This is a genomic window from Streptomyces sp. ATCC 21386, from assembly GCF_018728545.1.
Taxonomy (GTDB): Bacteria; Actinomycetota; Actinomycetes; order Streptomycetales; family Streptomycetaceae; genus Streptomyces.
In genome coordinates, this window is record NZ_JAAVVL010000001.1 from 9,773,726 (window position 1) to 9,796,064 (window position 22,339).

Sequence of the window (22,339 nt, forward strand, 5' to 3'; positions counted from 1 at the left end):
ACGGCCTCGGCTGCCGATGCTCAGCCGGTTCTCAGCGGCGGTCGTCCCGGTCGGCCGCCTCGTCCTCAGCCTGCTTGGCCTCGACCTCGGGGTCGAGAACGGATTGACCGCTGCCGTCCACAGCGGACAGACGACCGGAGTCGGAGACCTCGGTGGCGGCAGGGGGCTCGACGAGCCAGTCGGGGTTGGCCTGCTTGTCCCACCACTTCCAGGCGGCGAAGGCACCGCCCGCCAGGACACCCAGGACGGCCAGGCCCTTGGCGGCACGGCCGACCCGGGCCCTGCGCTGCTGCCTGCGGACCAGCCGCTGGATCTGCTGGGGTGAGACCTGCCCGCGCAGCGCGGCCAGCGCCGCGACACTGCGGGCGGTGGCCTCCTCGCGGACCGGGCCGGCGGCGGCCACGGCCTGCTCGATACGGGGACGGGAGTAGTCGGCGGCCTGACGGGCCGCCTTGCGGGTGCGTGCGGCGGCTTCATGGGCCGCGTGGTCGACCTTCGGCGGCACATGCGTGCGAGCCTGCTCCAAGCGCGGGACGACATGGGCGCCGTACTGGACGCGTGCCTGTTCCGCGGCCTGCGACACCTTCGGCGCGAGTCGTACACGTGCCTCTTGCGCGTAGTGCGAGGCCTTGTCCTTGGCCGTGTCGGCGTAGGGCGCCACCACTTCCGCGGCGTGCAGCACGCTGTCCTTCGCCGAGCCGGTCGCGGCGCGCACGCTGTCGATGCGGGTCACGGGATCCTCCTCCTCGGTGGCGTACGTAATTCGACTTTCCACCCTTTTGGGGATCATGCCTCTCGGAGCGCTCCGGGGCATGTGCGGGCGGGCATCCGGGTCATGGCCTCGGCCCCGGTCGGTCATCGACAGGAGCCGCTCATGAGTCCGGTCACGTGCAATATGAGGATGAATGCGGGACAACGGGAACTTGTCCACGACAGGGCCGACAATGCCACGGATCGCCGCGAAGCGCGCCGGTACCGGCGGTACTCGGCCGGATTTCCATACGCCCGCCGTACGAGAGCGAGGGCGTCGGGGGACGCACGGCGTCGTCCGTGCGAGGATCAGGGGAGTCACAGAGGACAACGGAAGGCAGATCGTGGCAGAGCAGCTGTACGCCACCCTGAAGACCAACCATGGCGACATCGAGGTGCGGCTGCTGCCGAACCACGCGCCCAAGACGGTCCGTAACTTCGTCGAGCTCGCCCAGGGCGAGCGTGAGTGGACCAACCCGGCCACCGGCCAGAAGTCCACGGACAAGCTCTACGACGGCACGGTCTTCCACCGGGTGATCAGTGGATTCATGATCCAGGGCGGTGACCCGCTGGGCAACGGCACCGGTGGTCCCGGCTACCAGTTCGAGGACGAGTTCCACCCGGACCTCGCCTTCGACAAGCCCTACCTGCTGGCCATGGCCAACGCAGGCCCTGGCACCAACGGCTCGCAGTTCTTCATCACCGTCTCCCCGACGGCGTGGCTGAACCGCAAGCACACCATCTTCGGTGAGGTCGTCGACGCGGCCAGCCAGAAGGTCGTGGACGCCATCGCCGGCGCCCAGACCAACCCTCGCACCGACCGTCCGGTCAACGACGTCGTCATCGAGTCGGTCGTCGTCGAGACCCGCCAGAGCTGAGCCCTCGGGCCTGGCGCACCGAACGCGCATCACGGGTTCACCGCCCGGACCGGATCCGAAAGGTTCACAAGGTCCCGAAGGGAACCAATCGCCCCGCTCATCCGTAAGGATGGGCGGGGCGATGCGTTCCACCCAGGAGACGGAGGGACCCGATGGACCAGGTGCCGAGCGGCTCGCAGGACGCGCGGAGCCTGCCCACCTGCTACCGGCACCCGGACCGGGAGACAGGTATCCGCTGCACCCGCTGCGAGCGGCCCATCTGCCCCGAGTGCATGGTGAGCGCCTCCGTCGGCTTCCAGTGCCCCGAATGCGTCCGCAACGGCTCGGGCACGGGCCACGCCCCCTCCGCCGCCACCCCGCGCACCCTCGCGGGCGGCACGGTCACCGCCGACCCCCGGCTCGTCACCAAGATCCTGATCGGCGCGAATCTGCTGTTCTTCCTGGTGCAGGAGGCCGTCGGCGACTCCTTCCAAGAGCGGTTCGCCCTCGTGGGGCGGGCCTGGGGCTCCGATTTCGACTCGATCCAAGGTGTCGCCGAAGGTCAGTGGTACCGGCTGGTCACGTCGATGTTCCTGCACGGCGGTCTCATGCACATCGCCTTCAACATGCTCAGCCTGTGGTGGATCGGCGGCCCGCTGGAAGCCGCCCTCGGCCGCGCCCGCTATCTGATGCTCTACTTCGCCTCGGGCCTCGCGGGCAGCGCGCTCACCTACCTGCTCGCCGCGCCGAACCAAACGACGGTCGGCGCGTCCGGAGCGATCTTCGGCCTCTTCGGCGCGACAGCCGTCCTCATGCGCCGGCTGAAGTACGACATGCGCCCGGTCATCATCCTGCTGGTCATCAACCTGGTCATCACCTTCGGCTGGTCCGGCATCGCCTGGCAGGCCCATGTCGGCGGGCTCGTCGGCGGTGTGCTGATCGGCTATGCGATGGTGCACGCTCCGCGCGAACGGCGAGCGCTCATCCAGTACGGCGTGTGCGCGCTGGTACTGGCCGCAGTGGTCATCGTGATCCTGCTGAGGACGGCCCAGCTGACCTGAGGTGATGGCGGATCGTCACCATCCGGGTGCTGGTCCGGGCACCGTTACAGCACTGTTGTCCACAGACGGTGGCGGATCTTGTGCATAGGGTGCGGGAACAGGTGTGCCCCCTGTCGCTCACCTGTGTTTTCGCAGGTCAGGCAGGGGGCGAACATGCTTGCGGGTGCCGGTAGGTCAGTCGTACCGGCGTCAACGCCCAGTGAGTTATCCACAGATCGTCGTTCTTTTTCCCCACTGTGGAAAACGTCTGTGGATAACTCCGTGGATTGCTCGGGGGAGAACTAGCTCCGCCGAGCGGAGACCACTACTTCCACTGGGTGGAGACACCGAATCCGGCGGCGATGAAGCCGAAGCCGACCACGATGTTCCAGTTGCCGAGCGAGTCGACCGGCAGCGAGCCGTCCGTCACATAGAAGACGACGATCCAGGCCAACCCGATGAGGAACATGGCCAGCATGACCGGAGCCACCCAGCCGCGGCTGTTCAGCTTGATGTTCGTGGCCTGCTTGGACGGCGGCGGCGTGTAGTCGGCCTTCTTGCGGATACGTGACTTCGGCACGAGGGTCTCTCCTGTCGATGCGCTGCGTGGCCGCGCAGGGAACTGTGGCGGGCTCCGGGGCAGCGTACAAGGGGACACTGAATGCTCCCCCGGGCGTCCGTTAGCGTAGTGCTTCCGCGGCGCCTAAGGAGATAAGGGTACGTTGAGCAATTCAGCCGACTCCCCCGAGGCGGGTACCGGCACCTCCTCCCGAGGCGGTTTCCGGCCCGTGCGCGTGCTCACCGCTGGGGTCTTCGCCCTCGCCGGGCTGATCTTCTTCACCAGCTTCGACACGGCCAAGGGCACGAATATCCGTACGGACGCCTCGCTGCTGAAGCTCTCCGACCTGATCCAGGAGCGCAGCCACAAGAACGGTCAGCTCGACGAGTCCAACGCGGTCCTCCGGGACGACGTGGAGGCCCTGGCCGAGCGGGACGACGGCAGCACCAAGGCCGATGACGCGCGGCTCAAGGCGCTGGAGAAGAACGCCGGCACCCAGAAGCTCAGGGGGCAGGCCCTCACGGTCACCCTCAACGACGCCCCGCCGGACGCCACCGCCAAACTCCCCGGATATCCCGAGCCGCAGCCCGACTACCTGGTCATCCACCAACAGGACCTGCAAGCCGTGGTGAACGCCCTGTGGCTTGGCGGCGCCGAGGGCATCAAGGTCATGGACCAGCGGCTGATCTCCACCAGCGCCGTCCGCTGCGTCGGCAACACCCTGATCCTCCAGGGCCGTGTCTACTCGCCCCCGTACAAGATCCAGGCGGTCGGTGACCCCGAGAAGCTGCAGAAGGCGCTCACCGCCAGCAAGGCGATCCAGAACTACATGGTCTACGTGAACGTCTACGGGCTGGGCTGGAAAGTCACCGAAGACGGGTCGGTGACTCTTCCCGGCTACTCGGGCACAGTGGATCTGAAGTACGCGAAGCCCGTGGAGTGACGGCAGCCGGGGGACCCGTGTCGGTGCGCGTGATCGTGAGGACCGCCAGCGAGCTCTGCATCACCGTCGGCACCCTGATCGTGCTTTTCGTCGTCTACGTGCTGTTCTGGACCGGCGTGAAGGCCGACACCGAGATGGATCACCAGGTCGATCTGCTCCAGGACCGCTGGGCGAAGCAGCCGACGGGGCCGACGTCCGGACCGGGATCCTCTGCGGCCCCGAAGGCGCCCGCCCCGTACGACAGCGGTGAACCCTTCGCGCTCATGTACATCCCGCGCCTTGGTTCCACGTGGAACAAGCCGGTCCTGGAGGGTACGAAGGCTGACACTCTCAAGAAAGGGCTCGGCCATTACGCGAACACCGCGCAGCTGGGACAGAAGGGGAACTTCGCGGTCGCCGGCCACCGCCGTACCTACGGCGATCCCTTCAAAGATTTTCCCACGCTGCGTCCCGGCGACGAGGTCGTCCTGTCCGACGGCGCGGACTGGTTCACGTACGTCATCGACAAGGGTCCCTACCGGACATTGCCCACGGACGTCCAGGTCATCGACCCCGTGCCGACGAAATCGGGCTACACGCGCGCGGGGCGCTATCTGACGCTGACGACGTGCGACCCGGAGTGGGGACACAGCCATCGGCTCATCGTCTGGGGCCATCTGGATTCCACGCAGCCTGTCGAGTCAGGGAAACCGGAGGCACTACGCCGTTAGTCTGGTGGCGGTACGGCGTGATTCCGGTGCCGTGGTGTGAAGGAAGGGACGGCATGTACGGCTGGATCTGGCGACATCTGCCGGGTAACGCGTGGCTGAAGGCGCTGATCTCGATCGTGCTGACCCTGGCCGTCGTCTATGTCCTCTTCCAATACGTCTTTCCTTGGGCCGAGCCCCTGCTGCCCTTCAACGATGTGACGGTGAACGACCAGTGAGTGCCGCCCGACCCGCCCGGGTCCTCGTCGTCGACAACTACGACAGCTTCGTCTTCAACCTGGTCCAGTACCTGTACCAGCTGGGTGCCGAGTGCGAGGTGCTGCGCAACGACGAGGTGGCGACCGCCCACGCCCAGGACGGCTTCGACGGCGTGCTCCTGTCCCCCGGCCCGGGCACCCCCGAGGAGGCCGGCGTCTGCGTGGACATGGTCCGCCACTGTGCCGCGACCGGCGTCCCCGTCTTCGGCGTCTGCCTCGGCATGCAGTCCATGGCGGTGGCGTACGGCGGTGTCGTGGACCGCGCGCCCGAGCTGCTGCACGGAAAGACCTCGCTGGTGGAGCACGAGGGCAAGGGGGTCTTCGCGGGCCTGCCCACCCCTTTCACCGCGACTCGCTACCACTCGCTCGCCGCGGAGCCGGCCACCGTGCCGGCCGAGCTCGAGGTCACGGCGCGCACGCACGACGGGATCATCATGGGCCTCAGGCATCGGGAACTGCCGGTCGAGGGCGTGCAGTTCCACCCCGAGTCGGTGCTCACCGAGCACGGCCACCGCATGCTGGCCAACTGGCTGGCCGAATGCGGTGACCAAGGGGCCGTGGCCAGGTCGACGGGGCTCGCCCCCGTGGTGGGCAGGGCCACGGCGTGACGGCACTGCGCCCCGAGCGCGAGAGTGCCCCCTACGGCGGCGAGGCCGCGTACGGGGGCGCCGAGGCGTTCGAGGCGGAGGCCTTCCAGCCGGGGGAGCCGTTCGGCGACCCGGCCGAGCCTCAGGCCTGGACCGTCCAGCAGGGCTCGCAGTACGGGCAGGGGGACTGGTTCGGCCAGCAGCAGCCGTACACGGAGCCCTCGTTCGAGCCGTACCAGTCCTACACCTCGTACGAGACGTACGATCCGCGTCCCCGGCCCACGGCGGAGGGGCTGTACGAGACCGACAGCGCTCTGCAGCACCCTCCGATCGACGAGGAGACGGTGGCGCTCCGGGTGGAGGAGGCGCGACGGCTGGCCGCCGCGGCCGAGCCGATACCCGCGCCCCCGGCTCCCGGAGGCCGTGCGGCCCGCCGTAAGGCCGCGAGGCGGCACGGGAGGCACGGGGGCTCCCAGGGGGCCCACGCGGACCCAGGAGCCGCTCAGGGGCCCGCGGAGGGCTTAGGAGAGGACGGGCAGTCGGCGCCCCGTTCCAGGGTCGAGGCGCGGCGGGCGGCGCGGGCGCGCAAGCCCAGCGCGGGAGTGATCGCGAGCCGGGTCATCGGCGAGGTGTTCATCACCACCGGCGTGGTGATGCTGCTCTTCGTCACCTACCAGCTCTGGTGGTCCAACATCCGCGCCCATCAACAGGCGGGCCGGGAGGCGACGAGCCTCCAGGAGGAGTGGAAGAGCGGCAAGCGCGCGCCGGGCGCCTTCGAGCCCGGGCAGGGCTTCGCCATTCTGCACATTCCGAAGCTGGACGTCGTCGTGCCGATCGCCGAGGGCATCAGCAAGTCGAAGGTCCTGGACCGCGGAATGGTCGGCCACTACGACGAGAACAGCATCAAGACGGCCATGCCCGAGGACAAGACGGGCAATTTCGGTATCGCGGGTCATCGCAACACCCATGGTGAACCGTTCCGTTACATCAACCGGCTCAAGCCGGGCGACCCGATCGTCGTGGAGACGCAGGACAAGTACTACGTCTACGACATGGCCTCGATCCTGCCGGTGACCCCGCCGTCGAACGTCAGCGTGCTCCAACCCGTGCCCCCGGGCTCCGGCTTCACCCAGCCGGGTCGCTACATCACGCTGACCACGTGTACGCCGGAGTTCACGAGCAAGTACCGCATGATCGTGTGGGGCAAGATGGTGGAGGAACGGCCGCGCAGCGAGGGGAAGCCCGACGCGCTCGTCCAGTAGGGGCTCGACCAAGGGCGGAAGAACTGTGGCAGTGACCACCGACGACACCGAAGAGAAGACGGACAGGTCCGAGGCCACGCCGCGGCGCCGCGGCATGAGCCGGATGGCCATGGCGGTCAGTGTCTTCGGTGAACTCCTCATCACGGCGGGCCTCGTGCTCGGCCTGTTCGTCGTCTACTCACTGTGGTGGACGAACGTGCTCGCCGACCGCGAGGCAGACAAGGAAGCAAACAAGGTCCGCGACACCTGGGCCTCGGACGACGGGCCCGGCGCCCTGGACACCAAGGACGGCATCGGCTTCCTGCACGTACCCGCCATGAGGAACGGCGAGGTCCTGGTGAAGAAGGGCACCTCCACCAAGATCCTCAACGGTGGAGTCGCCGGCTACTACACCGACCCGGTCAAGGCGACCCTCCCCGGCTCCGACAAGGACGGCAACTTCACCCTGGCCGCCCACCGGGACGGCCACGGCGCGAAGTTCCACAACATCGACAAGCTGGAGAAGGGCGACGCGATCGTCTTCGAGACCCGCGACAACTGGTACGTCTACAAGGTCTACGACACCCTCTCCGAGACCTCGAAGTACAACGTCAAGGTCCTCTCCGACATCCCCAAGGAGTCCGGCAAGAAGAAGGCCGGCAAGTACATCACCCTCACGACCTGTACGCCCGTTTACACGTCCCGCTACCGGTACATCGTGTGGGGCGAGCTGGAGCGCGTGGAACGGGTGAACGCGGAGCGCACGCCGCCGAAGGAGCTTCGATAGCCGCTCGGTGGGTTGCTCCCCCGGAGGGATGTTTCACGTGAAACATCCGGTTTCACGTGAAACATCGAGATGATGACGGAGCCCTGGCACCCCCTCTGGGAGGGTGCCAGGGCTCCTTCGTCATACGGGGCAGAGGGGTTGATCAGCCCCTCCGCCTCAGGCCGGCGGCGCTAACCGAAGAAGCCTCCGCCGTCGCCGCCGCCATTGTTGTTGTTGCCGTTGTTGCCGCCGAAACCGACCGACGCGAGGGTGATCGTCGTTTGGGCCGGGTCGGCTTCGTTGCCGCCGTCCGGGTCCTGGTCGGTGACGAGCGCGGTGTCGCTCTGGTCACTGCCGTTGGCGAACTGGATGTTGGTGAAGCCGGCCGCCTGAAGGATCTGCTTGGCCTGGCCCACGGTCCGTCCCACGACGTTCGGGACCTCGGCCTCCGGCTTCTCCTCCTCGGCCGCCTTACCGATCTGGATGGTGACCGTGTCGCCCTTGTTGAGCTCGGAGCCCGCCTCGGGGTTGGTCGCGACGACCTTGCCGACGAGGTTGGGGTCCTGGGTCTCGACCTCGGTACAGGTGCCGACGAGGTCGTTGGCCTCCATCTGGGACTTGGCGGCGTCACAGCTCCGGCCGGTGACGGTCGGCACGGTGGCCTTCTCCTCGGCCTTGGCGACCGTGAGGGTGATCGTGGAGCCCTTCTCCACTTCCTTGCCGGTCGTGGGGTTCTGGTCGAGAACCGTGCCGGCCTCCTCCGGGGACTCCTTCGTCTTGGTCTCGACGACGAACTCGTAGTCCTTGCCTTCCAGCTTGTCCTTCGCGTCCTCGATCTGGTCACCGATGACACTCGGAACTGCAACCTTTGGCGCGCCCGTGGACACCACCAGGTTGATGGTGTCGCCCTTCTTCACCTCGAGACCCGGCTGCGGGTTCTGCTCGCAGACGTTGCCCTTCTTCTGGTTCTCGCAGGGCCTCTGGGAAATCTGTACCTTCAGATCGACGTTCGTGGCCGCCTGTTTCGCTTCGGCCTCGCTCTGGCCCACGAAATTCGGAGCCTTGAGGGTGTCGTTGCCGGCGTCATTACCCGAGAACATCCATTGGCCGATGAGGACCGCGCCGATCAGGACCAGCACACCCGCGAGGACCAGGAGGATCGTCGAGGTGTTGTTCTTCTTCGGCTGCTGGCGGCGACGGCCCTGGCGGTCGTCGTAGCCGTAACCGTCGTCCGGGCCGACCGGCGGAAGCATCGTCGTGGCACCGGCGTCGGCGCGCAGGGCGGTGGTCGGCTGGTCGTCCGGGTAGCCGCCATAGCCGACCGACCCCATGGCCGCCGTGGCGGCGACGGGCTGACCGTCGAGGCAGGCCTCGATGTCGGCCCGCATCTCGTCGGCGGACTGGTAGCGGTAGTCCGGGTCCTTGACCAGGGCACGCAGGACGATGGCGTCCATCTCCGGAGTGATCTCCGGGTCGAAGACGCTCGGGGGCTGCGGCTCCTCCCGCACGTGCTGGTAGGCGACCGCCACGGGGGAGTCGCCGATGAACGGTGGGCGGACCGTCAGCAGCTCGTAGAGCAGACAGCCGGTGGAGTACAGGTCGGACCGGGCGTCCACCTGCTCGCCCTTGGCCTGCTCCGGCGAGAGGTACTGGGCGGTGCCGATGACCGCGGACGTCTGCGTCATCGTCATCCCGGAGTCGCCCATGGCGCGGGCGATACCGAAGTCCATCACCTTGACCTGGCCGTTGCGCGTCAGCATGACGTTGGCCGGCTTGATGTCGCGGTGGACGATCTGGTTGCGGTGGGCGTACTCCAGTCCCTGGAGGATGCCGATGGTCATCTCCATGGCCCGCTCCGGCAGCAGCTTGCGGCCGCTGTGGAGAAGTTCACGGAGGGTGGAGCCCTCGACGTACTCCATGACGATGTACGGGATCGAGACCCCGTCGATGTAGTCCTCGCCCGTGTCGTAGACCGCCACGATCGCGGGGTGGTTGAGCGAGGCGGCCGACTGGGCCTCCCGGCGGAACCGGGCCTGGAAGGTGGGGTCGCGCGCGAGGTCCGCTCGCAGCGTCTTCACCGCCACGGTGCGGCCGAGGCGGGTGTCCATCGCGAGGTAGACCTCCGCCATGCCACCACGGCCGAGCACCTGGCCCAGCTCGTACCGGCCGCCGAGGCGACGCGGCTCTTCCATAGCTTCCTACCAGCCCTCTCCGTCGGTCCCGACCGCACCCATGTGTGGTCCGGCGGCTGTGCTCCGGGCATACGGTACCCGGCTCGCCTTCTATGACCTGGCCAACCGCGTCACCCGATACAGGACCGGTATCGCAACGTGCACCGATGTGAAGGCGACGTGAGCGGGGTCACTTCTTGCTGTTGATCACTGCCTGCATCACGCTCTTCGCGATCGGGGCCGCGAGACCGCCACCGGAGATGTCGCCACGTGAGGCGTCGCTGTCCTCGACGACCACGGCCACGGCCACCGGCGAGCTGCCGTCACTGAGCTTGGCGTAGGAGATGAACCAGGCGTACGGCTTCTCCTTGTTGTTCACGCCGTGCTGGGCGGTACCGGTCTTGCCACCGACGGTGACGCCGGCGATCTGTGCGTTCGTACCGGTACCCGTCTTGACGACGCTCTCCATCATGTCCTGGAGCTTCTGGGCGTTCTCTGGTGAGACCGCTTGTGAGAGTGTCTCGGGGTCGTGGTTCTCGATGACGTCGAGGTTGGAAGCCCGCAGCTGGTCGACCATGTAGGGCTTCATCAGCTCGCCGTCGTTGGCGACGGCGGAGGCGACCATGGCCATCTGGAGCGGGGTGGCCCGGTTGGAGGCCTGCCCGATGCCGGCCATCGCGTTCTGCGGGCGGTTGTCCTCGGGGTAGACGCTCTCCGCGGCGCGGACGGGGGTGTCCAGCGTCGAGTCATTGAAGCCGAACTTCTCGGCCTGCTCGATCATCTTGTCGTTGCGGACGGCGTCGGAGAGCTTGCCGAAGACCGTGTTGCAGGACTGCTCGAGCGCGTAGCGGAGGGTGGCGTTCTTGCACACGCCGTGCTGGTTGGTGAGGGGGGTGGACGACTCCGGCAGTTTGTACGGGTCAGGCGTGTCCGTCTTGTCGTCGATATCCGTGACGATGCCGTTCTCCAGGGCCGCGGCGGCCGTGACCACCTTGAAAGTGGACCCAGGAGGGTAGGTCTCGCGCAGCGCGCGGTTCAGCATCGGCTTGTCGGAGTCCTTCTCCAGCTTCGAGAAGGTCTCGCCGTCCTTGGTGCTGATCCCGGCGAACGTGGACGGGTCGTAGGACGGCGTGGAGGCCAGGGCGAGGACCGCGCCGGTCTTGGGGTCGAGCGCGGCGACGGCGCCCTTCTTGTCGCCGAGGCCCTCGAAGGCTGCCTTCTGCGCGGCGGCGTTGAGGGTGGTGACGACGCTGCCGCCCTCCTTCTTCTTGCCGGTGAGCATGTCCAGCGTGTTCCGGAAGAAGAGCCGGTCGTCGTTGCCGGTGAGGATGCCGTCCTCGAGGTTCTCCAGCTGGGTGGCGCCGACGATCTGGGAGGAGTAACCGGTGACCGGCGCCCACATCTCGCCGTTTTTCCAAGTGCGCTTGTACTTGTAGTCGACGCCCTCGGTCGCGACGGACCCGGTGATGGCCTTGCCGTCGACGATGATGTCCCCGCGAGGCGTGGCGTAGCGCTCGATGGAGACGCGCCGGTTCTCCTTGTGGGTGGCGAGGGCATCCGCCTGGACGTACTGGAGCCAGTTGTTGCGGATGAGCAGGGCGAGGACCAGGATCCCGCAGAAGATCGCGATGCGGCGCAGAGGCTTGTTCATGACGGGCGGACCACCTGGGTCATCTCGGCGTCGGGGTTGGGTGCGGGGGCGGGTGCGGGTCGGCGTGCGGTGTCGCTGATTCTGATCAGCACGCCGATGAGCGCCCAGTTGGCGATGACCGACGATCCTCCGTACGCCAGGAACGGCATCGTCATACCGGTCAGCGGGATGAGGCCCATGACACCGCCGGCGACGACGAAGACCTGGAGGGCGAACGCACCGGACAGGCCGACGGCGAGCAGCTTGCCGAACGGGTCGCGAGCGGCGAGGGCCGTACGGATTCCGCGCTCCACGACCAGACCGTAGATCAACAGGATCGCCATTACACCGGTCAGACCCAGTTCCTCACCGAAGGTGGCGAGGATGAAGTCGGAGTTAGCGGCGAAGCGGATCAGTTCGGAGTGGCCCTGGCCCCAGCCGGTGCCGAGGGTGCCGCCGGAGCCGAAGGCCCAGAGGGCCTGCATGGCCTGCTCGGAGTGGACGACGCCGTCGTTGACCCCCGCGCGGCTGAGCTTGTACTCGCGGTACGGGTCGAGCCATGCCTGGACACGGGTCTGGACATGGGGCTCGAAGCTGGCCACGCCGACCGCGCCGGCCGCGGACATCAACAGACCGAAGACGATCCAGCTGGTCCGCTCGGTCGCGACGTACAGCATGATCACGAACATGCCGAAGAACAGCAGCGAGGTGCCGAGGTCGGTCTCGAAGACCAGGATGAGGATCGAGATCGCCCAGACGACGATGATCGGGCCGAGGTCGCGGCCGCGCGGCAGGTACAGGCCCATGAAGCGGCGGCTCGCCAGGGCCAGCGCGTCGCGCTTCACCATCAGGTAGCCGGCGAAGAAGATCGCCAGCACGATCTTGGCGAACTCGCCGGGCTGGATGGTGAAGCTGCCGACCTGGATCCAGATCTTGGCGCCGTAGGTGAGTTCCGCGCCGAGGCCCGGTACCAGGGGGAGCAGCAGCAGGACCAGCGCGCCGGCCATGGAGATGTACGTGTAGCGCTGAAGGGTGCGGTGGTCCTTGAGGAAGATCAGGACGGCGATGAGGAGCGCGATGCCCATCGCCGTGTAGACGAGCTGATTGGTCGCCTTGCCGCCTGCCTGGCCGATCTGCTGGAGCAGTTTCGACTGGTCCAGCCGCCAGATGGCCACCAGCCCCAGCCCGTTCAGCAGCGTGGCCAGCGGCAGCAGCAGCGGGTCGGCGTACGGCGCGAACTTGCGGATGACGAGATGACCGATACCGGCCAGCACCCCGAGACCGATGCCGTAGGCGGCGAGCCCGGCGGGCACCTCGTCGTTGAGGGCGAGACCCACGTTGGCGTAGGCGAACACCGGGATGACGACCGCGAACGCGAGCAGCGCCAGCTCGGTGTTGCGTCGGCTCGGTGTGCCGATCGCGCCGATCGTGGACGTGTGCTGCGTCGACGGGTTGGTAGTACTGCTCATGGTGTACGTGGGCCCCTCGCGGCTTGCCTACTGCTCACCGCACCGTGAGACCAGCTGCTGCTCCTCCTCCGAGAGGGTGGGGCCGGCCGACGGTGTGGGTGCGGTCTCAGTCTGGTTCGGGGTCGGGGACGCCGACTGTGTCGGCGTCGGGGACGATGTGGCCTTGGACGTGAGGGAGGTCTTCGTGGTTCCCGTGACTCCGCCTGCCTCGCCCTCGCCCGTCTTGGCGTTGCTGTCCGCGGCCTCGCGGCGCTCGGCGTTCTTCTTGCACGCCGACGCCTGGGTGGACAGCTCCTCGATCTTCTTCTGGGCGTCGCTCAGACCGCCCTCGGCGATCGTGGCTTCGACCAGCTTCTGCTGGTAGGGCGGGAGGTACTTGAGTTCGATCTCGGGGTGGTCCTTCTCGACCTTCGAGAGCGAGATCCAGGCCAGGTCCTGGCTGATGCCCCGGTACAGCGCCACGTGGTCATCCTTGGAGCCGACGTAGTACTGCGTCTGCGTCCAGCGGTAACCGCCGTACAGGCCACCGCCGACGACGGCGAGGGCGAGGATGCCGAAGAAGGATCTCTTCATCCACCTGCCCTTCTTGCGCGGCTTGACGAAGTCGTCGTCGGAGTAGTCCCCGAAGCCGCCCGCGGCGGGCATGTACCCGGTGGTGTCGCCGGAGCCGGGCGGGCCGAACTCGCCGCCGCCCTGCCGGTGCCCCTGACGGCCGAGACCGGAGGCCCGGCCGGCGGGGGTCTGCATGATGCCGTTGTCCTGGAGGTGGAGCTGGTTCTCGGCGACGGCGCCGACCACGACCGGGGTGTCGGAGAGCTGCCCGGCGAGGGTGTCTCCGGTGTCGAGGTCGAGGACGTCGGCGACGATGACCGTGATGTTGTCCGGGCCGCCGCCGCGCAGCGCGAGCTGGATCAGTTCCTGCACGGTCTCCTGCGGGCCCTGGTAGCTGGCGAGGGTGTCCTCCATCGTCTGGTGGGACACCACGCCGGACAGGCCGTCGGAGCAGATCAGATACCGGTCGCCGGCCCGGACCTCACGGATGGAGAGGTCGGGCTCCACGTGGTCGCCGCTGCCCAGCGCGCGCATCAGCAGGGAGCGCTGCGGGTGGGTGGTGGCTTCCTCCTCCGTGATGCGGCCCTCGTCGACCAGACGCTGCACCCAGGTGTGGTCCTGGGTGATCTGGGTGAGGACACCGTCCCTGAGGAGGTAGGCGCGGGAGTCGCCGACGTGGACCAGGCCGAGTCGCTGACCGGTCCACAGCAGGGCAGTGAGCGTGGTGCCCATGCCCTCCAGCTGCGGGTCCTCCTCGACCATCGAGCGCAGCTGGTCGTTGGCGCGCTGCACGGCAGTGCCGAGGGAGGTGAGGATGTCGGAGCCGGGGACGTCGTCGTCGAGCGTGACGAGGGTGGAGATCACCTCGGAGGAGGCGACCTCACCGGCCGCCTGGCCGCCCATGCCGTCGGCGATCGCGAGCAACCGCGGACCGGCGTAGCCCGAGTCCTCGTTGCCCTCGCGGATCATGCCTTTGTGCGATCCGGCGGCGAAGCGCAGTGACAGACTCATGCGCACCTCGCCCGTCGGCTCCGGGTACATCCGCACGGTGCCCACCCTCCGGTCGGGAGCGCGCCGGGAGCCCTGGTGAGGGCCGCCCCCGCGTGCTCGCTCCGCTCGCGCCTACTCATGATGTAGCACTACTTCCGCAGCTCGATGACGGTCTTGCCGATGCGGATCGGCGCGCCCAGCGGAATCGGCGTGGGAGTCGTCAGTCGGTTCCGGTCGAGATATGTGCCGTTGGTGGACCCCAGGTCCTCGACGATCCACTGGCCGTCGCGATCCGGGTAGATCCGGGCGTGCCGGCTGGAGGCGTAGTCGTCGTCCAGCACGATTGTGGAGTCGTGTGCGCGGCCCAGGGTGATGGTCTGGCCCTGGAGTGCCACGGTCGTCCCCGTCAGTGTGCCCTCGCTCACGACGAGCTTGGTCGGGGCGTTGCGCCCGCGACGGCCGCCACCGCCGGTGGAGGGGGCGGGTTGCTGGCCGCGCTGCTGCGGGGGCGCGGTCTGGCGGGCCGCCGGTTGCGGCCGCGCGCTCTCCCGGCGCGACCCCCGCTGGGTGACACGCGTACCGAACAGGTCGCTGCGGATGACCTGCACGGCCACGATCACGAACAGCCACAGTACGGCCAGGAAACCCAGCCGCATGACCGTGAGGGTCAGCTCTGACATTGCCCCCGCTTCACCCTTCGGCTTGCCGGTAAATGATGGTGCTGCTGCCCACGACGATCCGCGAGCCGTCGCGGAGCGTAGCGCGGGTGGTGTGCTGCCCGTCCACCACGATGCCGTTGGTGGATCCGAGATCCTGGATCGTCGAGGGCGTTCCGGTCCGGATCTCGCAGTGCCGGCGGGAGACGCCGGGGTCGTCGATCCGCACGTCGGCTTCGGTGCTGCGCCCCAGCACCAGCGTCGGGCGGGAGATCTGGTGGCGGGTGCCGTTGATCTCGATCCAGTAGCGCGTGCGTCCCCCGCCCGCCGGAGAGGCGGGCGGCCGCTGGCCGAGCGGGGCGGGACGGCCGCCGGGCGGCGGTGTGGCCGGCATGGGCGGGGCACCCGTGGGGGCGGCGGTGGGCGGGTAGCCGTAGCCGCCGGGGCGGCCCGCGGCGGGGCTCGCCGGGGCGCCCGAGGGGGCCTGCTGGTTGGTGGAGGAGGCGAGCGTACGACTGCGCACCCGGTACAGACCGGTGTCGAGGTCGTCGGCTTTCTCCAGATGGACCTTGATGGGGCCCATGAAGGTGTAGCGCTGCTGCTTGGCGTAGTCGCGCACCATGCCGGCGAGTTCGTCGCCGAGCTGGCCGGAGTAGGGGCTGAGTCGCTCGAAGTCGGGCGTGCTCAGCTCCACGATGAAGTCGTTGGGGACGACCGTACGGTCGCGGTTCCAGATGGTCGCGTTGTTGTCGCACTCCCGCTGGAGTGCTCCCGCGATCTCCACGGGCTGGACCTCGGACTTGAACACCTTGGCGAAGGTGCCGTTGACCAGACCTTCGAGACGTTGCTCGAACTTCTTCAGGACTCCCATGGGGCACCTCCTCCGTCGTCACCGCTCTGCGTACCGCATCGGTACTGCTTACTGATCGTATCCACGCGCCGGGAAATCGGCTGGTTCCCCCTGTCGGCCCGGTCGACCGGTGTCACCCGGCGTCGACGCCCACTGAAGTCCCCTCCCGGATTCCCATCGGAGCTCCTCTTCGAACTACCCCGTCCGAACTCTGCCAAGGATCGTAGAGGCGGCGCGAGACCAGTGTCCCGCACCGGACTGTGCGCCCCGTCCCTCTCCCAAGGAGATGGCCGGGACCGGTACGAGGTTGATACGTGAACCAGCACTCGTTGATACGTGACAGGAGAGGGCGTGTGTTCGGTCCGTGCTGGTCGGCCGGTCCAGGGCGGCGTGGTGTGGGGCGGGCCGCGGTTTAAGGGATGTGAAGCCACCCTCTCCAGCGTGCTAATCTTCTCGATGTCGGAAGGCGCCAGACCGCAAGGAACGGGGCCTGAGGACACACTCAATGCGCGGGTGGCGGAATAGGCAGACGCGCTGGATTCAGGTTCCAGTGCCCGCAAGGGCGTGGGGGTTCAACTCCCCCCTCGCGCACAGCGAAGCGGTCCCATCGTGATCACGATGGGACCGCTTCTTTTTTGTCGTTGGACTGCGCGCTCAGAGGCGGGTCGGCTTACTGCGCGGGACTCTGGAGTGTGAGGAGTCTCTCAGGAGATTCAGTAAGGGCTTTCGTCTTCCGGTGGTGCGAGACGGCGTGGGGGCGTGCCGCGCTGCGTGTGCGCGGTCGCCTGCGTCAGGCGGTCAGCGTCACATGAACCGCCGTAGATGCGGGCACGAACGATGTTTCACGTGAAACGGTGCCGAGGGCGTGCAAGTGGCCCCGTGAGGTGGACCGTTGGCCTCGGGAGGCCGTCAGTGCCGTTGACGCCCGACTGTGGCATACCGACCTTCTGGTCGATAATTCGCACAACGTACGAAATGTCGAACGTAATCTTCACTTCGATCTCAGCCACACCCCACCCCGCCAGAGACGGGGCGCACATGGCACCGCCCCTCTCCAGACGTTTCCTCCTCCAGTCGGCGATGCTCGCCGCGGCCGCACCCGGGGTCTCACTGGGGGCGGGCGGCGGCCGAGCGGTCGCCGCCACGGTCCCGACGCCGTCCACCTGGTCGGTACGGCCCTTCGAGCTCAAGGACGTGACGCTCGGCCAGGGCCTTTTCGCGGACAAGCGTCAGCTGAGGCTCGACCACGGCCGCGGCTACGACGCATGCTCGCCGTCACCGGCAAGTGGGGTGGCACGAAAACAAGGTCGCGCTGGTGGCGCGGGTGCAGTCGACCGTCGGTACGTGGGTGTCGGCGGGACTGCTGAGCCAGACCGACGGCCAGAGGGTGGTGACCACCGCGCAGAGTGCCACGTATGCGGCCTGAGGCCGTCTGACGCCGTCTGAACCGGTCGACGGGGTGGCTGCTTCCTCGCCGGGGTGGCCTCCCCTCGCATTCCCCGGCGGACCTGGGCGGCGAGGCGGGCAGGCTCCCGGTCTTCTCCGGTGGAGAGGACGTCGGTTCGATCCGGTTTTCCACAGGTGTGGACGGGTGCGACGTGGAGTTGTCCACAGGGTCTGACGCGTTTCGGCCACCGGCTGTACCGTCGTCACGAGTTGATGTTCGTGCGTGGACGTGTGCGGGGGAGGCGGTCGCTGTGACCGAGGTCGGTGTGATGGCGGCGGGCGCGGGAGCCGAGCCGGGGGCGGCGGAATCCGGGCGGACCGGGGCGGCGACGGTGGCGCCGTCCGCCGCCGCGCGGGTGCCGGCGGTGACGGGGTTCGCCCGTTGGCCCGCGGTGGGGTCGCCCAAGGACGAGGGCAAGGCGCTGCGCACCAGGGTGCCCCGCAGCGCGCACGCCGACCTGACGCTCACCACCGACCGGCCGGACGCGGTGTCGGCGGTCGAGGAGTCCAACCGCGGCCGGATCCCCGAGCTCACCCCGATACGAGTCGGCAGGATGGCGGCCACCCCCTTCGCGTTCCTGCGCGGCTCGGCCGGCCTCATGGCCCATGACCTGGCCCGTACGCCGATCACCGGCATCGGCGCGCAGATCTGCGGAGACGCCCACGCGGCCAACTTCGGCCTGTACGGGGACGCCCGCGGGGGGCTCGTCATCGACCTCAACGACTTCGATGAGACCGTGCACGGTCCTTGGGAGTGGGACCTCAAGCGCCTCGCCACCTCGCTGGTGCTCGCCGGCCGGGAGGCGGGCGCCGACGAGGACGTCTGCCGGAAGGCGGCGTACGACGCGACGGGCGCCTACCGGCGCACCATGAGGCTCCTCGCCAAGCTCCCGGCGCTCGACGCGTGGAACGCCATCGCGGACGAGGAACTGGTCTCCTACACCGACGCCCACGACCTGCTGGGCACGCTGGAGAGGGTGGCGGAGAAGGCGCGCGCCAACACCAGCGGCCGTTTCGCGGCCAAGTCGACGCGGCAGGTGGAGGGCGGTGGGCGCCACTTCGTGGACGCCCCGCCGGTGCTGCGCCGCGTGGACGACAAGGAGGCCGCCGTCGTGGCCACCTCCCTGACGCAGTACCTGACCACGCTCTCGGAGGACCGCCATCCGCTGCTCGCCCGGTACGCCGTGCAGGACGTGGCGTTCCGCGTGGTGGGGACCGGCAGTGTGGGCACCCGTTCGTACGTCGTCCTGCTCCTGGACCACCGTGGTGAAGCGCTCGTCCTCCAGGTGAAGGAGGCCCGCCCGTCGGCTCTGGAACCGCACCTCGTGACGGCCGGCTTCGAGGTGCCGGAGGTGGACCACGAGGGGCGCCGGGTGGTCCTCGGCCAGAAGCGGATGCAGGTCGTCAGCGACATACTGCTGGGCTGGACGACGGTCGACGGACTCCCCTTCCAGGTGCGCCAGTTCCGCAACCGCAAGGGCAGTGTCGACCCCGCCGCCCTGGCCGCCGACCAGATCGACGACTACGGTCGCATGACCGGCGCCCTCCTCGCCCGCGCCCACGCCCACAGCGCGAACCCCCGCCTGCTGGCCGGCTACTGCGGCAAGAACGACGAACTCGACGAGGCGACGGCCACGTTCGCCGTCACCTACGCGGACCGCACGGAGGCGGATCACGCGGACCTGGTGGCGGCGGTACGGGCAGGGCGGATCGCGGCGGAGTCGGGGGTCTGAGGGCAGGACGGATCGCGACGGATCCGAGGTAAGGGGGCGAGCGGGGGACGGGGCGGCCACGCGTGACGGCGGGTGGACGGGAGGGGCGGCCTGGGGCGGTGGCGGCGGACGGACATGGCGGCCTGGGGTGGTCGGGCGTTCGTATGGATGCGCGATGGCCAGGTGTCCGGTGGCTTGCGGTGCGGCCTGGGGCCGTGGCCTAGGCTGGGTCGGGTGACGACCCCGGAAGCCGACCAGACACCGTCCGAGCGCTCCACCGAGCCCGTGGAGACCACGGAGCCCGGCGCGGGCACCGAACCCGGCGGAGCGACGCCGTCCGCCGAGGGCGACGCGTCTCGGGCGTCAGGACCTGCTGAGTCGGAGCCTGCCGAGGCGTCGGGGCATGCCGAGTCGTCGGTGTCCGACGCGGGCCCGGCATCCGCCGACGGTCAGGGGAACGCCGGGGAGGCGGGCTCCGGGCGGCCCGAGGAGCGGTTGGAGCGGGCCGTGCGAGCGGCCGAGCAGGCGTTGATCGAGTACGAGATCGCGGTGGAGACCTTCCGGGTGGAGGTCGAGAACTTCTCCCGGTTGCATCACCAGAAGCTCGGCCCCATGTACGCGCGACTGGACGAGCTGGACGCCCAGATCGCCGAGGCGAAGGCAGCGCGCACCGGTGACCCCGAGGACGTGCGCAAGGCGCAGGAAGCGCGCGCTCGGGTCATGCCCATGCCGGGCGTGGAGGAGTTGTTCCACGGTTGGATGGACTCGGAGGGGTTGTTCCCCGAGGCGGCGGCCATGCTCACCGACCAGCCCGTGCGGCCCCCGGAGCGGGTCCGCCCGAGCGACGAGGCCCGCAGGCTCTACCGCGAACTGGTGCGCAAGGCGCACCCCGACCTGGCGCGGGACGACAAGGAGCGGGAGCGGCGGGACGAGTTCATCGCCCGGGTGAACGCCGCCTACGGCCGTGGTGACGAGGTGCTGCTGCGGGAGCTGTCCGAGGAGTGGGCGGCCGGTCCGGTGCCGGAGGAGCAGAGGCCGAGCCGTGCCGAGGAGCTGTACGCACGGCTGGAGTGGCTCGCCCAGCGCAAGGAGCTTCTCGCGCTCCTCGCCCGGGAGCTGGAGGAGGGTGCCATCGGCTCGATGCTCCGTCTCGCGCCGGACGACCCGGACCGCCTCCTCGACGAGATCGCCGACCAGCTGCTGGCGGAGGTCGAGCAGCGGGAGGCGGAGCTGGCGGGGCTGGTCGGCCAGGGCGTCGACGGTGGCCGGGACGGACAGGGGGAGCAAGAGGGCCAGGGAGGCCAGGATCGGCAGGGTGGCTGAACCGGCTGGGGCGGGCTGGGGCTGCTGAGTCGGTCCGCTGGTCCGCTCGGTTGCCGACGGCTTCGGACGGCGGCCGTTCGGTCGGGTAGCGTCGGACGCATGCATTTCGGAGCGGGTGTGCCCACGGTCGAGGTCTCGGACCTCAAGGACGACGACTTCCTGCTGGACGTCCGGGAGGACGACGAGTGGCAGGCGGGTCATGCCGAAGGGGCGCTGCACATTCCCATCAGTGAGTTCGTGGCGCGCTACGGCGAGCTCACCGAGGCGGCGCCGCAGGACGGCAGGGTCCATGTGATCTGCCGCTCGGGCGGGCGTTCGGCGCAGGTCACCAACTATCTCGTCCAGCAGGGCATCGACGCCGTGAACGTCGACGGCGGCATGCAGGTCTGGGCTGCCGTCGGTCGTCCCGTGGTGGATGACAAGGGCGGGGCGGGCTTCGTTCTCTAGGGAACGTGGCGGTTCGGGGCGCGCGGAGGACGAGCGGATCGGACGGGCGCGCCCCGCGTCGAGGCGTGCGCGTCGCTCAGCCGAGAGGGTGTGCCGCCAGCAGGTCCCCGAGGGCATCCTCGTGGGCCGCCGCAGGGCCGAGCGACAGTTCGAGGTGCTTGGCCCAGGCGTGATAGCGGTGCAGGGGATAGTCGACGTCGGCGCCGAAGCCCCCGTGCAGATGCTGCGCGGTCTGCACGACCCGCCGTACTCCTTCCGAGGCCCAGATCTTGGCCACGGCCACATCTCCGGAGGCGGGCAGCGCCCCTGTCGCGCCGGAGGTGATGCGCCAGGCGGCCTGCCACAGCGTCGCCTCCATCGCGCGCAGGTCGATGAAGCGGTCGGCGGCCTGGACGGCGACGGCCTGGAACGAGGCGATCGGGAAGCCGAACTGTTCGCGTTTGCCGGCGTAGTCGCTGGTCATGCCGAGGACACCCTCACCCAGGCCGAGCGCCAGCGCGCAGGTGCCGGTGGCCAGCAGGTCCCGTAGCCGTTCCCACGCGCCGTCCGCGTCGAGGACGTTCCGGTCGGCGATCCGCGCCGAATCCAGTCGCAGTTCCGCGAGCCGTTCGCCGGTGGTGGAGATCTGCTCGGCGAGCGTCACGCCGGCGTGGAGGCGGGGCACGAGGGCGAGCACGGCCCGGCCGTCATCGGCCGCGACCGGGTCCGGCTCGGCGGCACCGGCCTCGGCCGCCCCCTCGGATCGCTCGGCGGAGGCGCCGGGGGCCACCGACGTCGGTGCGACCGTCGCGGGAACGACGATGAAGTCCGCGTTGTGGGCCCAGGGCACCGCCGTCTGGATGCCGTCCAGGACCCAGGCGCCGCCTTCGTCCCGGCGGGCGGTCACGGCGAGCTCGGCCGGATCGTGTCCGCTGCGGCCGTGCGCGGCGACGGTCAGGACGACCTCGCCCCGGCCGACGCGCGCGAGCACCTCCGCTTTCAGGTCCTCGTCGCCGTGGGCCTGCACGGCCACGGCGGCCGCGCCGCTCTCCAGCAGGGGGACCCTGGCCAGCACCTTCGACGACTCGCGCAGCACCAGGCAGAGGGCGATCGGGTCGAGACCCGACCCTCCGTACGCGGGCTCGAGCAACAGGCTGAGCAGGTCCGCGTCGGCGAGCTTCGCCCACAGGGCCCGGTCGAAATCGTCGGCGACCGCCCCCGGCACGAGCGACGGGCTGGGCACTCCGTCCGGCGCGACCCCGGCGAACACCGCCCTCGCCGCCTCGGCCGCCGCCTGCTGCTCCTCGGTGAACGTGAAGTCCACGGTCCCGCCCCTTCCGTGTCGCCGATGACGGGGCGTCAAGATAGAACAGGTTCTAGAAGAAGGGAATGGTGCGGCGGGGCCCG

21 protein-coding genes and 1 tRNA gene are annotated in these 22,339 nt (G+C 69.0%); 13 read left to right on the plus strand and 9 right to left on the minus strand.

The annotated features are described in order from the left end of the window. Positions 1–31: 31 nt before the first annotated feature. On the minus strand, positions 32–733 hold the full coding sequence (locus GWK25_RS42085; RefSeq protein ID WP_215456980.1) for a DUF5324 family protein: 702 nt from the start codon (positions 731–733) through the stop codon (positions 32–34). A 361-nt stretch (positions 734–1,094) separates the two neighbouring features. Between GWK25_RS42085 and GWK25_RS42090 the strand changes: the two genes are divergently transcribed. Both GWK25_RS42090 and GWK25_RS42095 read left to right on the plus strand, forming a co-directional pair. Continuing rightward, positions 1,095–1,628, plus strand: coding sequence for a peptidylprolyl isomerase (locus tag GWK25_RS42090; protein ID WP_215456981.1), 534 nt, complete (start codon positions 1,095–1,097; stop codon positions 1,626–1,628). A gap of 152 nt (positions 1,629–1,780) precedes the next feature. Then, the gene (locus GWK25_RS42095) at positions 1,781–2,668 is read left to right on the plus strand and encodes a rhomboid family intramembrane serine protease (protein ID WP_215456982.1); all 888 of its coding nucleotides are present in this window, start codon (positions 1,781–1,783) and stop codon (positions 2,666–2,668) included. 304 nt (positions 2,669–2,972) lie between these two features. On the opposite strand, the gene crgA is transcribed toward GWK25_RS42095, so the two are convergent. Next, positions 2,973–3,227, minus strand: a complete 255-nt coding sequence (crgA, locus tag GWK25_RS42100; protein WP_215456983.1) for a cell division protein CrgA — start codon at positions 3,225–3,227, stop codon at positions 2,973–2,975. 142 nt (positions 3,228–3,369) lie between these two features. On the opposite strand from crgA, the gene GWK25_RS42105 reads away from it, so the two are divergent. Genes GWK25_RS42105 through GWK25_RS42130 form a run of 6 tightly spaced genes read left to right on the plus strand, consistent with a single transcriptional unit; the run spans position 3,370 to position 7,728 of the window. Further along, positions 3,370–4,149, plus strand: a complete 780-nt coding sequence (locus GWK25_RS42105) for a DUF881 domain-containing protein (RefSeq protein WP_215456984.1) — start codon at positions 3,370–3,372, stop codon at positions 4,147–4,149. A 17-nt stretch (positions 4,150–4,166) separates the two neighbouring features. Next, positions 4,167–4,859: a class E sortase gene (locus tag GWK25_RS42110; RefSeq protein ID WP_215456985.1), complete on the plus strand. Its 693-nt coding sequence runs from the start codon at positions 4,167–4,169 to the stop codon at positions 4,857–4,859. Between the two features lie 53 nt (positions 4,860–4,912). Beyond that, a complete protein-coding gene (locus GWK25_RS42115; RefSeq protein WP_033530583.1) occupies positions 4,913–5,074 on the plus strand; it encodes a hypothetical protein in 162 nt (53 codons plus the stop codon). Continuing rightward, on the plus strand, positions 5,071–5,721 hold the full coding sequence (locus GWK25_RS42120) for an aminodeoxychorismate/anthranilate synthase component II (RefSeq protein WP_215456986.1): 651 nt from the start codon (positions 5,071–5,073) through the stop codon (positions 5,719–5,721). Before GWK25_RS42115 ends, GWK25_RS42120 begins: the two co-directional genes overlap by 4 nt. Continuing rightward, complete coding sequence (locus tag GWK25_RS42125; protein WP_215456987.1) at positions 5,718–6,962, plus strand: class E sortase; 1,245 nt, start codon at positions 5,718–5,720, stop codon at positions 6,960–6,962. The genes GWK25_RS42120 and GWK25_RS42125 overlap by 4 nt, the downstream gene beginning before the upstream one ends. A 25-nt stretch (positions 6,963–6,987) precedes the next feature. Next, positions 6,988–7,728 carry a class E sortase gene (locus GWK25_RS42130; protein WP_215456988.1) on the plus strand — a complete coding sequence of 247 codons (741 nt, stop codon included), beginning with the start codon at positions 6,988–6,990 and terminating at the stop codon, positions 7,726–7,728. Positions 7,729–7,898: 170 nt separating this feature from the next. Here GWK25_RS42130 and pknB read toward each other — a convergent pair whose 3' ends face one another. The 6 genes from pknB to GWK25_RS42160 form a co-directional block, all read right to left on the minus strand. Further along, a complete protein-coding gene (gene pknB, locus GWK25_RS42135; RefSeq protein WP_215456989.1) occupies positions 7,899–9,899 on the minus strand; it encodes a Stk1 family PASTA domain-containing Ser/Thr kinase in 2,001 nt (666 codons plus the stop codon). A 169-nt stretch (positions 9,900–10,068) separates the two neighbouring features. Beyond that, positions 10,069–11,529: a penicillin-binding protein 2 gene (locus GWK25_RS42140; RefSeq protein WP_215456990.1), complete on the minus strand. Its 1,461-nt coding sequence runs from the start codon at positions 11,527–11,529 to the stop codon at positions 10,069–10,071. Further along, positions 11,526–12,977 carry an FtsW/RodA/SpoVE family cell cycle protein gene (locus GWK25_RS42145; protein WP_215456991.1) on the minus strand — a complete coding sequence of 484 codons (1,452 nt, stop codon included), beginning with the start codon at positions 12,975–12,977 and terminating at the stop codon, positions 11,526–11,528. The genes GWK25_RS42140 and GWK25_RS42145 overlap by 4 nt, the downstream gene beginning before the upstream one ends. Positions 12,978–13,004: 27 nt before the next feature. Then, positions 13,005–14,540 carry a Stp1/IreP family PP2C-type Ser/Thr phosphatase gene (locus tag GWK25_RS42150; protein ID WP_251829280.1) on the minus strand — a complete coding sequence of 512 codons (1,536 nt, stop codon included), beginning with the start codon at positions 14,538–14,540 and terminating at the stop codon, positions 13,005–13,007. A 128-nt stretch (positions 14,541–14,668) separates the two neighbouring features. Continuing rightward, a complete protein-coding gene (locus tag GWK25_RS42155) occupies positions 14,669–15,199 on the minus strand; it encodes an FHA domain-containing protein (RefSeq protein ID WP_215456992.1) in 531 nt (176 codons plus the stop codon). Positions 15,200–15,209: 10 nt separating this feature from the next. Then, the gene (locus GWK25_RS42160; RefSeq protein ID WP_215456993.1) at positions 15,210–16,046 is read right to left on the minus strand and encodes a DUF3662 and FHA domain-containing protein; all 837 of its coding nucleotides are present in this window, start codon (positions 16,044–16,046) and stop codon (positions 15,210–15,212) included. Positions 16,047–16,532: 486 nt separating this feature from the next. On the opposite strand from GWK25_RS42160, the gene GWK25_RS42165 reads away from it, so the two are divergent. The 5 genes from GWK25_RS42165 to GWK25_RS42185 all read left to right on the plus strand — a co-directional run bounded on the left by GWK25_RS42165 (position 16,533) and on the right by GWK25_RS42185 (position 20,953). Then, a tRNA-Leu gene (locus GWK25_RS42165) sits at positions 16,533–16,616 on the plus strand. Positions 16,617–17,310: 694 nt separating this feature from the next. Then, complete coding sequence (locus tag GWK25_RS42170) at positions 17,311–17,451, plus strand: hypothetical protein (protein WP_215456994.1); 141 nt, start codon at positions 17,311–17,313, stop codon at positions 17,449–17,451. A 289-nt stretch (positions 17,452–17,740) separates the two neighbouring features. Beyond that, positions 17,741–19,204: a DUF2252 domain-containing protein gene (locus tag GWK25_RS42175; protein ID WP_215457947.1), complete on the plus strand. Its 1,464-nt coding sequence runs from the start codon at positions 17,741–17,743 to the stop codon at positions 19,202–19,204. 213 nt (positions 19,205–19,417) lie between these two features. After that, positions 19,418–20,506: a J domain-containing protein gene (locus GWK25_RS42180; RefSeq protein WP_215456995.1), complete on the plus strand. Its 1,089-nt coding sequence runs from the start codon at positions 19,418–19,420 to the stop codon at positions 20,504–20,506. A 117-nt stretch (positions 20,507–20,623) separates the two neighbouring features. Beyond that, positions 20,624–20,953: a rhodanese-like domain-containing protein gene (locus tag GWK25_RS42185; RefSeq protein WP_215457948.1), complete on the plus strand. Its 330-nt coding sequence runs from the start codon at positions 20,624–20,626 to the stop codon at positions 20,951–20,953. A gap of 76 nt (positions 20,954–21,029) precedes the next feature. Here the strand turns inward: GWK25_RS42185 and GWK25_RS42190 are convergent, their stop codons facing one another. Continuing rightward, positions 21,030–22,256, minus strand: a complete 1,227-nt coding sequence (locus GWK25_RS42190; RefSeq protein WP_215456996.1) for an acyl-CoA dehydrogenase family protein — start codon at positions 22,254–22,256, stop codon at positions 21,030–21,032. Positions 22,257–22,339: the final 83 nt, after the last annotated feature.